Here is a 13806-nt window from a genome sequence, read left to right on the forward strand (position 1 = left end):
ATGCGCGGCTTTCCCATGCATTGGACGCATGTTCGCATTTCATGGAGGATTCGATCATGGAGCAAGGTCGGACCCCGGAGGCCGGCGGCGGCCTGGCGCCCGGCGTGCCCGGCCACGGCCGCGCGCTGGTCGCCGTCGTGCTGGCGGGCGTGGCGTCGTACATGGCGCTGTACGCGACGCAGGCGCTGCTGCCGACGTTCACGTCGGACATGTCCGTCGATCCGGCGACGGCGGCGTTGACGGTGTCGGCGACGACGGGCGGCCTGGCCTGCGCGATCATCCCGGTGTCGGTGCTGTCGGAGCGTTTCGGGCGCCGCCGGGTGCTGCTCATCGGCGCACTGGCGGCCACGGCCCTGGGGCTGGCGTTGGCGGCCGCTCCGGGCATCGGGGCGCTGATCGCGATCCGCCTGCTGCAGGGCCTGGCCGTCGCGGGCGTGCCGGCGGTGGCCATGGCCTACGTGTCCGAGGAGGTCCACCCCGACCATGTGCCGCGGGTGATGGGCCTCTACGTCGCCGGCACGACGGTCGGCGGGTTGGCGGGCAGGATCATCCCGGCCGTGCTGGTCGACGTCGGCGGGTGGCGCGTCGCCGTGCTCGCATCGGCGGTCGTGTCCCTGGCGTTGGCGCTGGTCACGGCGTGGGTGCTGCCGCGGCAGCGTCGCTTCACCCCCAAGGAGCTCACGGTGGGCGGCGAAATCCGGGCGTTCGTCGGCCACCTGCGAAACCCGCGCCTGCTCGGCCTGTACGCGCTGGCCTTCACGTCGATGGGCGCGTTCGTGTCCATGTACAACTACGTCGGTTTCCGCTTGCGCGACACATTCGGGCTGCCCGCGAGCCTGGCCGGGTTGGTGTTCCTGATGTACCTGGCCGGCACGTGGGGGTCGGCGCGGGCGGGCGATTTGTCGGGGAAGTTCGGGCGCAGGCCGGCGACCGTGGGGGCAATCGCTTTGGCGTTGGCGGGCGTGGCCCTGGCGGCGACGCCGTGGTTGGCCGCGCTTCTGCCGGGGGTCGCGGTGTTCACGGGAGGCTTCTTCATCGCCCATTCGCTTGCGTCGTCCGCGGTGGGGCTCATCGCGGTCCGCGACCGTGCGGAGGCCAGTTCGATGTACCTGTTCAGCTACTACCTGGGTTCGTCGATGGTCGGGTGGTTCTCCGGGCATGTGCTGGAATGGGGCGGCTGGGGGACGCTGATGGGATGGTTGGCCGTGCTTTTCACGGCCGCCGCCGTCGCGGCACTCGCGGGGACGCGGGGAATCCCCGACCCCACCGGCGATGATGCTGAAACGGAATGAAAACGACCATCGCAATGCATTTGACGAATATCTGACGTCGTCGCAGCATGACGGGCATGAGCAACGTGCACCCCTCGGCCTCGGCACAGGAGTCCGCCGGCGCGGCCACGCCCGCGTCCACGGCGGCGGGCTCGCGTACGGACGCTTCCGTGCCGCCGGGCCTGACGCCCACCGACCCCGGCTTCCGCCGTGCGCTGGTGGCGGTGCTGTTCGCGGGCATCGCGTCGTTCCAGGCGCTGTACGCCACGCAGGCGCTGCTGCCGGTGCTGACGGATGACCTGGGCATCAGCCCGGCCACCGCCGCGCTGACGGTGTCGGCGACGACGGGTGGCCTGGCCTGCGCGATCATCCCGATGTCGGTGCTGTCGGAGCGTTTCGGCCGTCGCCCGATGATCCTCATCGGCGCGGTGCTGGCCACGGTGCTGGGCCTGACGCTGGCGCTGGCGCCCGGTGCGGCGGCGCTGATCGGAATGCGCCTGGTGCAGGGCGTGATCATCGCCGGCGTGCCCGCGGTGGCCATGACGTACGTGTCCGAGGAGGTCCACCCGCAGCACGTGCCGCGCATCATGGGCCTGTACGTGGCGGGCACGACGGTCGGCGGGCTGCTGGGCCGCATCATCCCGTCGGTGGTGCTGGAGTTCGGCGGGTGGCGCGTGGCGACGGTCGTGTCTTCCGTCGTCGCCTTCTCCTTCGCCCTGGCCACCGTGTGGCTGTTGCCGCGGCAGCGCCGGTTCACGCCGAAGACGCTGACGTTGGGCGGCGAGTTCCGGGCGATCGTCGGCCACCTGCGCAATCCCCGCCTGCTGGGCCTCTACGCCCTGGCGTTCCTGTCGATGGGCGGGTTCGTGTCGCTGTACAACTACGTCGGCTTCCGCCTGGGCGACACCTTCGGCCTGTCCGCCGGTGTCGCCGGGATGGTCTTCCTGCTCTATCTCACGGGCACGTGGTCGTCGGCGCGCGCCGGCTCCTACGCGCAGCGCATCGGGCGTCGCGAAGCAATGCTCGCCGCCATCGTGACCGCCATCGCCGGCCTGGCGCTGGCGGCCACGCCCTGGCTGGCGACGCTGCTGCTCGGCATCGCGCTGTTCACCGGCGGGTTCTTCGTGGCGCACTCGCTGGCGTCGTCGTCGGTGGGGCTCATCGCGACGTCCGACCGCGCCGAGGCCAGCTCGATGTACCTGTTCAGCTACTACCTGGGGTCCTCGGCGGTCGGGTGGTTCTCCGGCCACGTGCTGGACTGGGGCAGCTGGGGGGTGCTGGTCGGGTGGCTGATCGGCCTGTACGTCCTGGCGGGCGTCGCCGCGGTGGTGGGCACCAGCGGCATCCGGGCGATTCGCAGCCGGAAGACGGCTTAGCCGACGACGAGCTCGCCGTTGTCCGCCGCCATCTTCGCGGGCCCGGCGGGCTGGCGCGACGGGCCGGACACGACGTCGCCGGTGGCGATGTCGAAGTGCGAATTGTGCTCGGGGCAGACCATCACGCCGTCGCGCACGGCGTTGATGCGGCCGCCCTGGTGCGGGCAATGCACGGACCACGCCTTGAACACGCCCTCTTCCGGCTGGGTGACCACGTAGTCGCCGACCACCGTGCCGCCGCCGACCGGGATGTCCGCCGCCGCGACGCGCTCGACGTCGGAGCCGGGGGCGCACGCGGCGAGCAGGGCGCCGGCGGCGGTGGTGGCCGTGCCGAGCAGGAAGCCGCGGCGGGAGCAGGAGAACTTGGGGGCTGCCTTGTCGTTCATGCTCCTCAGGGTACCCGGCAGGGCATTGCTTTACGACGGGCCCTCGCGCCCCCGATCGGCCCGGAGCCGGGGAGTGGCGTCACCGCTTCGGCCGCTCCCCGAAGATCGCCCGACCCACGCGCACCGTGGTGGCGCCTTCGGCGATGGCCAGCTCGAAGTCCCCGGACATGCCCATGGACAGATCATCGAGGGTCACGCCGTCGGGAGCATTCGGAGCGATGCGGTCGCGCAGTTCCCGGAGCGTGGCGAAGCACCGGCGAACGTCGGCGTAGCCATCGGGGGACGACGGGTCGGCGATCATTGCCATGGTCATGAACCCGCGCAGCCGGAGGTTCGGATACGGGCCATCCGGGCTGAACTCATCGACGAATGCTGCGACGTCATCGGGGGCGAGCCCTGCCTTCTGCGGCTCATTGGACGTGTTGACCTGAATGAGCACGTCGAGGGTGCGGCCGGCGTCATCGGGATCCCGTTCCGCCGATGCGGTCGCACCGGCCCCCGCCAACCTCCGCTGCAGTGCCGCCGCGACCTTCGGGCGGTCCAGCGCCTGGAACTCGTCGGCGAATGCGGCGAGCTGCCCGGCCTTGTTCGTCTGCAACGGCCCGATGACCGACCAGCGCGGCAGGGGAGTGATGGCGGCGGCATCTCCGACGGCCGAACGATCCGCGGCAGCGGCGGCGAAGAACTCCGCCTTCGCGGCGGCCTCCTGCACCCGATTCTCCGCCAGCGTCGGGCACCCGGCGTCGCGAAGCACCGGCCAATCGGCGAGCACGGCCTCGGCGGGGACCGTCTTGCTCACCGGCAGCAGTCGGATCTCGGAGGGATCGCGGCCGGCGGCGCGGGCGGCGTCGTCGATGCGCGCGCGGATCGCGTCATGGCGGGCGAGGACCTCCGCCGGGCTCGCGGGGCCGGAACCGGTGGGACACTCGGGCTCGTTGTGCTCCATGGCCCCAAGGTTACTGGGCGCCCCGGACCGATCCGGGGCGTGCGGTACGTTCGATTCATGCTCCAGGATCGCTTGATCGCGCTGCCCGACCGTTGGCGCCGCCTCATCGCCGTCGTCGGCGCCATCTTCGCCATCGCCGTCGTCGGTTTCCAGATGTACCGCGCGGCAACGTATTACATGATGGACGTCGAGGTTTTCCAGGACGCCGGCTGGGCCCTGCGCCGCGGCCAGGACCTCTATTCGGAGGATTTCCCCACCCGCTCGGGCTACCGCTTCATCTACCCGCCCTTCGCGGCGCTGCTGTTCTATCCGCTGACGTGGGCGGGGCCGGTGACGCTGCAGATCATCTGGACCGCCGGCACGGTCGCCGCGGTGTGGGCGATGCTGTGGATGGTCGCCACGCGCCTGGGCGTGCCCGCGCCGAAGGCGGTCGCGGCGCTGCTGCTGGGCCCTGCGCTCGTGCTCGACCCGCTGCTGGAGAACATCAACTTCGGCCAGATCAACGTCTTCCTGGCGCTGCTCGTCGTCGCCGACGTCCTGGGCTTCCTGCCCAAGAAACTGCGCGGCCTGGGCATCGGCATCGCCGCGGGCATCAAGATCACCCCGGCCGCCTACGCGCTGATCTTCCTGGTGCGCAAGGACTACCGCGCGGTGCTCACCAGCTTCCTGTGGTTCCTGGCCACCGCCGCCATCGGCTTCGCCATCCGTTTCCGGGAGTCCATCTACTTCTGGACCGACGAGTTCTTCGAGGGCAACCGCGGCGGCGCCCCCACCTACGAAGCCAACCAGGCCCTGTCCGGCCTGCTGGCCCGCGCCACGATCCAGGATCCGGCGCTGAACATCATCGTCATGGCGTGCTTCGTCGTCGGCGCGATCCTGGCGGGCATCGCCGCGTACCGCTTCGAGCGCCGCGGCCTGCGGGTGGCGTCGCTGGCCGTGGTGGCGCTGGCGGTGTGCTTCGTCGGCCCGTACACGGTCAGCCACCACTGGTCGATCACCATGATCTTCCTGCCGCTGATCTTCACCCTGCGCCGCCCGTGGCAGATCGCGCTGGCCGTCGGCTTCTACGTCGCGCACCTGCTCGCGCCCTACGGCACCTTCCCCGGCAACCCCTGGGGGCACGCCCTCAACCCGGCCGAATGGGTGTGGGGCAACCTGCAGGGCATCTTCGGCGGCATCGCCTTCGTCGCGCTCATCGCCTGCGCGTTGCGGGCGGCGGCTCCGGGGAACGGGCCGCGCGGGCTTGACGACGACGTCGCAAAGCCACAAGCGGCCTGACCCGGAAAATCCACCCGAAATCCGTGGCCGCCCGGTGTGACGCGGGTAATATCGCGGGCGCAACGAGGGGCGGCGGAAACCACGCCGCCCCGCACGCGACAACCGCATAGCCGCCACCAGCTGCGGCGGGAGAGGCCGGCGCACCACGCCCGGCCGCCGTAGGGGCAAATCCTCCCCGGGACACTCTCAGGCACCAGCACCGTCACAGCGAGGCACCTCTGGAAAGAGTCGCGCGCACTCGTCTGCGCCGTGACCGCCGAAGGAGAAACTCGGCGCCCACCGCACCCCGCACCGCACCCCTCGCGGCGGCGGCGCGGCAGCCGCGCCGGTTAAAGCTCTCAGGCACACGCGACAGAGCGGGGAGGGCCCCGGTGCTCCGGCGCGCCCCGACTCATGGCGGCGGCGACGGCGGAGGACCGGAAACTCCGACCACCGCCCCCGCCACCGGAAGGCCCAATCCATGGCCACACCGCACGACGCCTTCGTCCACCGCCACATCGGCCCCGACCCCGCCGGCACCGCCGAGATGCTCGAATTCCTCGGCTACGGCTCCGCCGCGGAACTCGCCGCGGCCGCCCTGCCCGCCGACATCGCCCAAACCGAGGCGACGCCGCTGCCCGACGCCCTCGACGAAACCGCCGCCCTCGCCTCGCTCCGCGGCTTCGCGGCGAAGAACACCCTGAAAAAGCAGCTCATCGGTGCCGGCTACTACGACACCGTCACGCCGGCGGTGATCCGCCGCAACGTCGTGGAGAACCCCGGCTGGTACACGGCCTACACGCCGTACCAGCCGGAAATCTCCCAGGGGCGGCTGGAGGCCCTGCTCAACTTCCAGACCGCCGTCTCCGACCTGACCGGCCTGCCGGTGGCGGGCGCGTCGCTTCTCGACGAAGCCACCGCCGTCGCCGAAGCCGTCCAGATGATGGCCCGCGGCAATGCGAAGGCGGCGAAGAAGGGCGGCGTGGTCCTGCTGGATGCGGCGCTGCACCGGCAGAGCCTGACCGTGACGCTCGCCCGCGCGGAGGCCGCCGGAATCGACGTGCGCGTCACCGAGATCGGCGACGACATCGGCGCCGCCCTGGCAGCCGCGACCGGGGGAGACGGGTCCGGGGGAGACTCGACCGGGGCAGACGGTGCCGGGAAGGCCGGAGACGGGTCCGGGGATGGAGCCGCCGGCGGTGCCGTGCCGCTGATCGGCGTCGTCCTGTCGAATCCCGGCACCACCGGTGAGATCCGCGACCTGACCGCCCCCATCGCTTCGGCGAAGGAGGCCGGCGGCCTGGTCGCCGTCGCGTGCGATCTGCTGGCGCAGGTGCTCATCGCCTCGCCCGGATCGCTCGGAGCCGACATCGCCGTCGGTTCGGCGCAGCGCTTCGGCGTGCCCCTGTTCTTCGGCGGCCCGCACGCCGGGTTCATGTCCTGCACGGAATCTCTGCAGCGCAAACTGCCCGGCCGCCTGGTGGGCGTGTCCGTCGACGCCGACGGCGCCCCCGCCTATCGCCTGGCTCTGCAGACCCGCGAGCAGCACATCCGCCGCGACCGCGCGACGTCGAACATCTGCACCGCCCAGGCGCTGCTGGCCGTCGTCGCCGGCTTCTACGCCGTGTGGCATGGGCCGGAGGGGCTGCGCGAAATCGCCGCCGCCATCCACGGCCGCGCCGCCGCGCTCGCCGAGCTGCTGGCCGACCGGGGATTCGAGCCGGTGCACGGCAGGTTCTTCGACACCATCGCCGTCGACGTCTCCGCCCGCTCCGATTCGGGCCGCGCCGGCGCCGACGTCGTGCTCGCCGCCGCACTCGACGCGGGCTTCAACCTGCGCCGCGTCTCCGATGACGTCGTGGGCGTCTCCATCGGCGAATCCACCACCGACGCCGACGTCGCGGCGCTGGTCGCGGCCATCGCCGGCGGCCCCGGTGCCGGCGACGAGCCGGGCGAGCATGATGTGGCGGGCACCGTCGCAAAGTACGCCCCCGGGGACGGGCCGTTGGCCGGTCTGCTGCGCGACGACGACATCCTCGCCCACCCGATCTTCCGCACCATCCGCTCCGAGACGCAGATGATGCGCTACCTGCGCCGGCTCGCCGACCGCGACCTGGCGCTGGACCGCACGATGATCCCCCTGGGCTCGTGCACCATGAAGCTCAACGCCGCAGTGTCCATGGAGCCGATCACGTGGCCGGAGTTCGCCGGCATCCACCCGATGGTGCCGGAGGATCAGGCCGCCGGATGGCTCGAGCTCATCGCCGACCTGGAGGAGCGCCTGGCGCTGATCACCGGCTACGCGAAGGTGTCGGTGCAGCCCAACGCGGGGTCGCAGGGCGAGTTCGCCGGGCTGCTGGCCATCCGCCGGTACCACGTGTCGCGCGGCGACGAAGGTCGCGACATCGTGCTCATCCCCGCCTCGGCGCACGGCACGAACGCGGCGTCGGCGGCGCTGGCCGGCCTGAAGGTCGTGGCCGTGGCGAATGCGGGCGACGGCTCCATCGACCTCGGCGACCTGGACGCGAAACTGGCCGAGCACGGCGACCGCGTTGCGGCGATCATGATCACCTACCCGTCCACGCACGGCGTGTTCGAGGGGCACGTCCGCGAGGTCTGCGACCGCGTCCACGCCGCCGGCGGGCAGGTCTACATCGATGGCGCGAACCTCAACGCGCTGGTCGGGCTGGCGCAGCCGGGCGAGTTCGGCGGCGACGTGTCGCACCTGAACCTGCACAAGACCTTCACCATCCCGCACGGCGGCGGCGGGCCGGGCGTCGGCCCGGTGTGCGTGGCCGAGCACCTGGTGCCCTTCCTGCCCGCCGACCCGCTGTCGGACGAGCTGCTTTCCGGCGGTTCGCTTTCCGATGGCACGCTTTCCGACGGCCCGGCGGCGGACGCGTCCGGCCGGCCCGTGTCGGCGGCGCGGTACGGGTCGGCCGGGGTGCTGCCGATCTCGTGGACCTACATCGCCATGATGGGCGCCGAGGGCTTGACCGAGGCGTCGCGGATGGCGCTGGTCAACGCCAATTACGTGTCCAGGGCGCTGGCGGATTCCTTCCCGACGCTCTACGTCGGCGATGACGGCCTGGTGGCCCACGAATGCATCCTCGACGTGCGAGACCTGGCCAAGAAGTCCGGCATCACGGCCGAGGACGTGTCCAAGCGACTGATGGACTTCGGCTTCCACGCCCCGACGCTGGCGTTCCCCGTGCCCGGCACGCTGATGGTCGAGCCGACCGAGTCGGAGGACAAGGGCGAGCTGGACCGCTTCATCGAGGCGATGCGCGTGATCCGCGCCGAAATCGACGAGGTCATCGCGGGCGAGGTCAGCGCCGAGGAGTCCGTGCTGCGGGCGGCGCCGTTCACTGCGGCGTCGCTGCTGCGCGGCGATTTCGACGACGCCGTCGGCGGCGGGAAGTTCAGCCGCGAAAAGGCCGCGTTCCCCGTTGATTCGCTGCGCGCGGACAGGTACTTCCCGCCGGTGCGGCGCATCGACAACGCCTACGGCGACCGCAACCTGATGTGTTCCTGCCCGCCGATCGAGGCCTTCGACATCGGGGCCGCCGCCAACGACGCCAAGGATGAGGAGTCCGACGATGAGTGACGCGAACACCACCCCGCAGGCGACCCCGGAAGGGGCCGGACAGGCTTCTCCGGAGGAGACCGGACGGGCGACGACGAAGGTGACCGCGCTGCATGATCTGCACGCCGAGCTGGGTGCCCGGTTCACCGACTTCGGCGGCTGGGACATGCCGCTCAGGTACGGCAAGGAGCTGGAGGAGCACCGCGCGGTGCGCGAGTCCGCCGGCGTCTTCGACCTGTCGCACATGGGCGAGGTCCGCATCACGGGCCCGGACGCCGCGGCGTTCCTGGACCATGCGTTGATCTCGCGCATCTCCGCCGTGGCGGTGGGGAAGGCGAAATATTCGATGATCTGCGACGCCGATGGCGGCATCATCGACGACCTGATCGTCTACCGCCTGGGCGACGAGGAATTCCTGGTCGTGCCCAACGCCGGCAACGCCCCGACCGTCGTGGCCGAACTGCATTCGCGCCGCGGTGGCGGTGCCTTCGACTGCGCCATCGCGGACGAGACACTCGAAACGGCGCTCATCGCCGTGCAGGGGCCGCGCGCCGAGGAGATCGTCGCGGCCGTCGTCGTCCCGGCCGGAGGTTTGGACGGTGACTCTGATGCAGCCGCCACCTCGGATGGCGCTTCCGGCGATGCCGCCCCGACCGTCGCCGGCCTGGGCTATTACGCCGCGCTGCCGGGCGTGATCCGCGCAGGCGACGGCGCAGGTGAGGGCGGCCCGGGTGATGGCACGGACATCCCCGTTCTCCTCGCCCGCACCGGCTACACCGGCGAAGACGGGTTCGAAATCTTCGTGGCCAACGACGGTGCCCGCGCCACGTGGGACGCCGTCATGGCGGCCGCGGCGCAGCTCGGCGCCGGTGCCGCGGACGGGAGCGGCGACAGTGATGGGCGCGCCGACAGTGATGGGAGCGGCGACGGCCTCCCCGTGGCCGTGCCCTGCGGCCTCGCCTCCCGCGACACGCTGCGCCTGGAGGCCGGCATGCCGCTGTACGGCAATGAACTGTCCCGCGAGGTCACGCCCGTCGACGCCGGGCTGGGGATCCTCGCCGCCACGAAATCGAAGCCGGACTTCGTCGGCCGCGACGCCATCGTCGAGGCCAAGCAGTCCGGCCCGGCGAAGGTACTCATCGCCCTCGCCGGCGAGGGCCGCCGCGCCGCGCGGGCCGGGTATCCGCTTGTCGACGCCGACGGCACCGCCATCGGCGAAGTCACCTCCGGAGCCCTCTCACCGACGCTGGGCCACCCCATCGCCCTGGCCTACGTCGACGCGGAAGCGGGGATCGCCGCCGGGCTGCTCGCCGCGGACGACCCCGCCAAGCCCACGCCCATCGAAGGAGCGGCCGTGTCCGTGGACGTGCGGGGAAAGGCGTTGCCGTACGTCGTCGTCAAGCCCCCGTTCTACACGCGCCCCTGAAGCCCGCCCGGCAAACGCCGGGCACGACCGACCACCATCCGACACAATTGAACCGACCGCCCCGACGGGGCCCAGACCAGGAGGAACCACCATGGCCGACCTGCCCACCGACTACCTCTACTCCGCCGAACACGAGTGGGTGAACTCCACCGACGTCAACCCCGGCGACGTCGTGCGAGTCGGGATCACCCAGTACGCCGCCGACCAGCTCGGCGAAATCGTCTACGTCGAACTGCCCGAGATCGGCGCGCAAGCCGAAGCCGGCGAGCCCTGCGGCGAAGTCGAGTCCACCAAGTCGGTGTCCGACATCTACGCGCCGGTGTCCGGAGAGGTCGTGGCCGTCAACGAGGACCTGGAGGACTCGGCGGCCGTCATCAACGACGACCCCTACGGCGAAGGCTGGATCTACGAAATCCGCGTCACCGAGGTCGGGCCGCTCATGGACGCCGAGGCCTACGCCGCCGAGAACGACGACTGAGCCCGGCGGCGGGGCCGGTCCCGCCTTCGGGCCGCCCGGTCATCGCAGCCGCCCTCGTTAACCCACCCCGAATGCGCTAACCCACCTGTTTTAGGGGGTGGGTCAACGCATTCGGGGTGGGTCCGCGTGCGGTCGGGGCGCTTCACCGGCCGGGTAGACGGCGGTCGGGCTGCGCAGTCTGCCCCTCGACCGCCCCCGGCCCTACTTCCGCCGGTTCGTCCGTTTCGTCGCCTGCGCGGTCCACGGGTCCTCGGGCCACGGGTGCTTGGGGTAGCGGCCGCGCATCTCGGCTCTGACCTGCGCATACGGCCCATCCCAGAAGCTGCGCAGGTCCTGCGTCACCGCCAGCGGCCGCCCCGCCGGCGACAGCAGCTGCAACTGGACGGGCACGCGGCCATCGACGAGCGCCGGGGTGTCCGCCAGTCCGAAACACTCCTGCAGCTTCGCGGCGAGCACCGGCGGTGCCTCCGCCGCCGCCCCGACCTCGGGATAATCGACGCGGATGCGCGACCCGCTCGGCACCTCGAGGCGTTCGGGCACCAGCTCATCGAGCCGCGCCGCCTCCGGCCACGGCAGCAGCCCCCGCAACTGGTCGACGCCGATCGGCTTCGGCGAGGTCTCCGCCATCGCCGCCCCGAGCAGTTCCTCGGCCCGCACGGCAAGCCCGGCATCGCTCACATCGGGCCATGGGTCGCCGATGTCACGGTGCAGGAGGGCAAGGCGGCGTCGCAAAGCATCGGCGTCCTTCGACAACCCCACGTGCGTGCGCAGCGCCGCCGGGTCCTTCGCGAACAATTCCCGCCACGCCCGACGGCACTGCTCGGCGTCGGGCGCGAGCGGGTGCGCGCCCAGCTCGATCGCGCCGAGCAGCTCCCGGCGCCGGGCGGTGACCTTCGGCTTCGCATCGGGATTCGGCTTTGCGACGCCCACCTCCACCCCTTCGGCCGACAGCCCCGATGCAGCCCAGCACGCCAATTCCCGGGACGCCGGTGCCGCCGCGCGGATGACCGCGCCCGCCCGGCCCGCGAGGCGACCGCCGGCGCGGCCGACGTCGGCGACGGCCAGCCAGTCATGCCCGCGCAGCTCCGGAGGGGCGGTGGCGGCGGTGCCGCCGGTGAAGAGGTATTCGTCGGATTGCGCCGAACGTCGCTTGGCCAGGCGATCCGGCCAGGCCAGGGCCGTGACCAGCGCGATGGCGTCTGCCGTGGAACGGGTGGGCACGGCGTCGGGCAGCGGGGGCATGGTCTCGGCGACGGCGTCGACGGCGGCGGAATGTTCACCCGCCAGCCGCATGAGGCGGGAGGCATCCGCGCCGGAGCGATTGCGGCCGCGTTCGCCCCGGCCAGTGGCGCGGGTGAGGTCGCCGCGGGGGGATTCGTCGAGAAGCGACACCGCCTCCGCCGCCCGCTTCGCGCCGAGGACCGCCGTGCCCGCCAACAGCGCACGGCCGAGGCGCGGGTCGACGGGCAGTTCGGCGAGGACTTTGCCCAGATCGGTGATGCGGGCGTCGGTCGCGGGTTCGGCCCCGACGGCGGCGCGGCCGGGATCTATGGCGCCGGGGTCCATGGCAGCGGAGTGGATGGCGGCAAGTTCGATGGCGCCGAGCGCGGCGAGCGTCCCGTGGGCGGCGGCGACGTGGCGGGGCGGGGGAGCGTCGGGAAGCGGCAGGCCGACCGCGCCGGGAGTGCCCCACGCGGCGACGTCGAGCATGGCGCGGGTCAGATCGGCGACGGCGATTTCGGGCGCGGGCCAGGCGTCCAGGCCGGCCCATTCGGACTCGCCGATGCACCGCACCGCCACGCCGGGGCCGAGGCGGGCGGCGCGGCCGGCGCGCTGCTCCGCCGACGACTTCGCGCACGACGTGGTGACCAGCCCGGACATCCCGCGCGCCAGATCCAGGCGCGGGCCGCGGGACAGGCAGGCGTCCACCACCGCACGAACCCCCGGCACCGTCAACGAGGACTCGGCGATGGCCGTGGACACGATGATCCTGCGCGGCCCGCCCGGGGAGCCGCCGCGGACCACGCGGTCCTGCTCGCCGGCGCGCAGTTGGCCGTGGAGGGCCAGGATTTCGACGCCGCGGGAATCCGCGCCGCCCGAAGCATCTGCGCCCGAGGAGCCCGGGCGGCCGGGATCACCGCCGCCCAACTCCATGCGCCCGAGCGCCCCGACGACATGCTCGACCTCGCGGACGCCCGGGACGAAGACGAGGACGTCGCCGCCATCGGGCGCCTCCTCCAGCGCCCGCGCCGCCTCCCCGGCCACGTGATCGAGGAATGGCCGGGTCACGCCCCGATGATCCAACCGCGGCACCGCCGGCGGCGCCCACCGCACGGTCAACGGGTGCAGCACCGAATCCGCCGCGACGATGGGCGCCGGCGCGCCGGGCGTGCCCAGCAGCCCCGCGAACCGCGGTGCATCGACGGTCGCCGACATGGCCACGAGCACCAGGTCATCGCGCAGCTCCCGCAAATCGCGCAGCATGCCCAGCAGAATGTCGGAGTCGAGATTGCGCTCGTGGACCTCGTCGAGGATGACGGCCGAGACGCCGGGCAGGTCGCCGTCGCGAAGCAAACGGCGCGTGATCACGCCCGGCGTCGCGAATTCCACCGACGTTTCCCGTGAAACCCGGCGGTCGCCGCGCACCGTGTAACCGACCGCGCCCCCGAGCTCGCCGCCCGACAGCTCCGCCAGCCGCCGAGCCGCCGCGCGCACGGCCACCCGCCGCGGCGCGGTCACGATCACGCGGCCCGGCGCCTCCGCACCCGACCCCGCCCGAGCCGCCACATGATTGGCCACCACCGGCGGCACGACCGTCGTCTTGCCCGTGCCCGGCGGCGCCTGCACCACCGCCACCGACCCACCCAGCGCGGCATCCAGGTCGCCCGCGACGGCGGTGAAGGGCAGGCCCGCGCCGATGGCGGACACGTCGAAGGGCGGGGCACCCGCCGGAAGCTGGCCGGTCATGGCCACCAGCATGCCAGCCGCCCCGGATCGCACCCGCAACCGGTGAATACGGGCCGTCGGCGGAATCCGCCGCGCCAGGCGAGTCCCCCGCAACCGTTGAGCCCACCCCTCCA

The 13806-nt window shown here is 72.2% G+C and carries 9 protein-coding genes and 1 riboswitch; of the genes, 6 read left to right on the top strand and 3 right to left on the bottom strand.

Annotated elements, in window-relative coordinates:
• Nucleotides 1-56 precede the first annotated feature (56 nt).
• Nucleotides 57-1292: an MFS transporter gene (locus CHAN_RS00280; RefSeq protein ID WP_290290709.1), complete on the top strand. Its 1236-nt coding sequence runs from the start codon at nt 57-59 to the stop codon at nt 1290-1292.
• Between the two features lie 56 nt (nt 1293-1348).
• The gene (locus tag CHAN_RS00285; RefSeq protein WP_290290711.1) at nt 1349-2647 is read left to right on the top strand and encodes an MFS transporter; all 1299 of its coding nucleotides are present in this window, start codon (nt 1349-1351) and stop codon (nt 2645-2647) included.
• Here CHAN_RS00285 and CHAN_RS00290 read toward each other — a convergent pair.
• Both CHAN_RS00290 and CHAN_RS00295 read right to left on the bottom strand, forming a co-directional pair.
• A complete protein-coding gene (locus tag CHAN_RS00290; protein WP_048743162.1) occupies nt 2644-3033 on the bottom strand; it encodes a Rieske (2Fe-2S) protein in 390 nt (129 codons plus the stop codon). The genes CHAN_RS00285 and CHAN_RS00290 overlap by 4 nt on opposite strands.
• Before the next feature lie 79 nt (nt 3034-3112).
• Nucleotides 3113-3979, bottom strand: coding sequence for a YggS family pyridoxal phosphate-dependent enzyme (locus CHAN_RS00295; RefSeq protein ID WP_290290716.1), 867 nt, complete (start codon nt 3977-3979; stop codon nt 3113-3115).
• A gap of 57 nt (nt 3980-4036) precedes the next feature.
• Here CHAN_RS00295 and CHAN_RS00300 point away from each other — a divergent pair, with 57 nt between their 5' ends.
• The 4 genes from CHAN_RS00300 to gcvH all read left to right on the top strand — a co-directional run bounded on the left by CHAN_RS00300 (nt 4037) and on the right by gcvH (nt 10726).
• Nucleotides 4037-5257: a glycosyltransferase 87 family protein gene (locus CHAN_RS00300; RefSeq protein WP_290290717.1), complete on the top strand. Its 1221-nt coding sequence runs from the start codon at nt 4037-4039 to the stop codon at nt 5255-5257.
• A gap of 116 nt (nt 5258-5373) precedes the next feature.
• Nucleotides 5374-5469, top strand: a riboswitch (glycine riboswitch).
• A 248-nt stretch (nt 5470-5717) separates the two neighbouring features.
• On the top strand, nt 5718-8843 hold the full coding sequence (gene gcvP, locus CHAN_RS00305; RefSeq protein ID WP_290290720.1) for an aminomethyl-transferring glycine dehydrogenase: 3126 nt from the start codon (nt 5718-5720) through the stop codon (nt 8841-8843).
• Nucleotides 8836-10248 carry a glycine cleavage system aminomethyltransferase GcvT gene (locus tag CHAN_RS00310; RefSeq protein WP_290290722.1) on the top strand — a complete coding sequence of 471 codons (1413 nt, stop codon included), beginning with the start codon at nt 8836-8838 and terminating at the stop codon, nt 10246-10248. The genes gcvP and CHAN_RS00310 overlap by 8 nt, the downstream gene beginning before the upstream one ends.
• 91 nt (nt 10249-10339) lie before the next feature.
• A complete protein-coding gene (gcvH, locus tag CHAN_RS00315) occupies nt 10340-10726 on the top strand; it encodes a glycine cleavage system protein GcvH (protein ID WP_290290724.1) in 387 nt (128 codons plus the stop codon).
• Nucleotides 10727-10927: 201 nt separating this feature from the next.
• On the opposite strand, the gene CHAN_RS00320 is transcribed toward gcvH, so the two are convergent.
• Nucleotides 10928-13693 carry an ATP-dependent RNA helicase gene (locus tag CHAN_RS00320; RefSeq protein WP_290290727.1) on the bottom strand — a complete coding sequence of 922 codons (2766 nt, stop codon included), beginning with the start codon at nt 13691-13693 and terminating at the stop codon, nt 10928-10930.
• Nucleotides 13694-13806 lie beyond the last annotated feature (113 nt).

Source organism: Corynebacterium hansenii (assembly GCF_030408795.1).
GTDB lineage: Bacteria > Actinomycetota > Actinomycetes > Mycobacteriales > Mycobacteriaceae > Corynebacterium > Corynebacterium hansenii.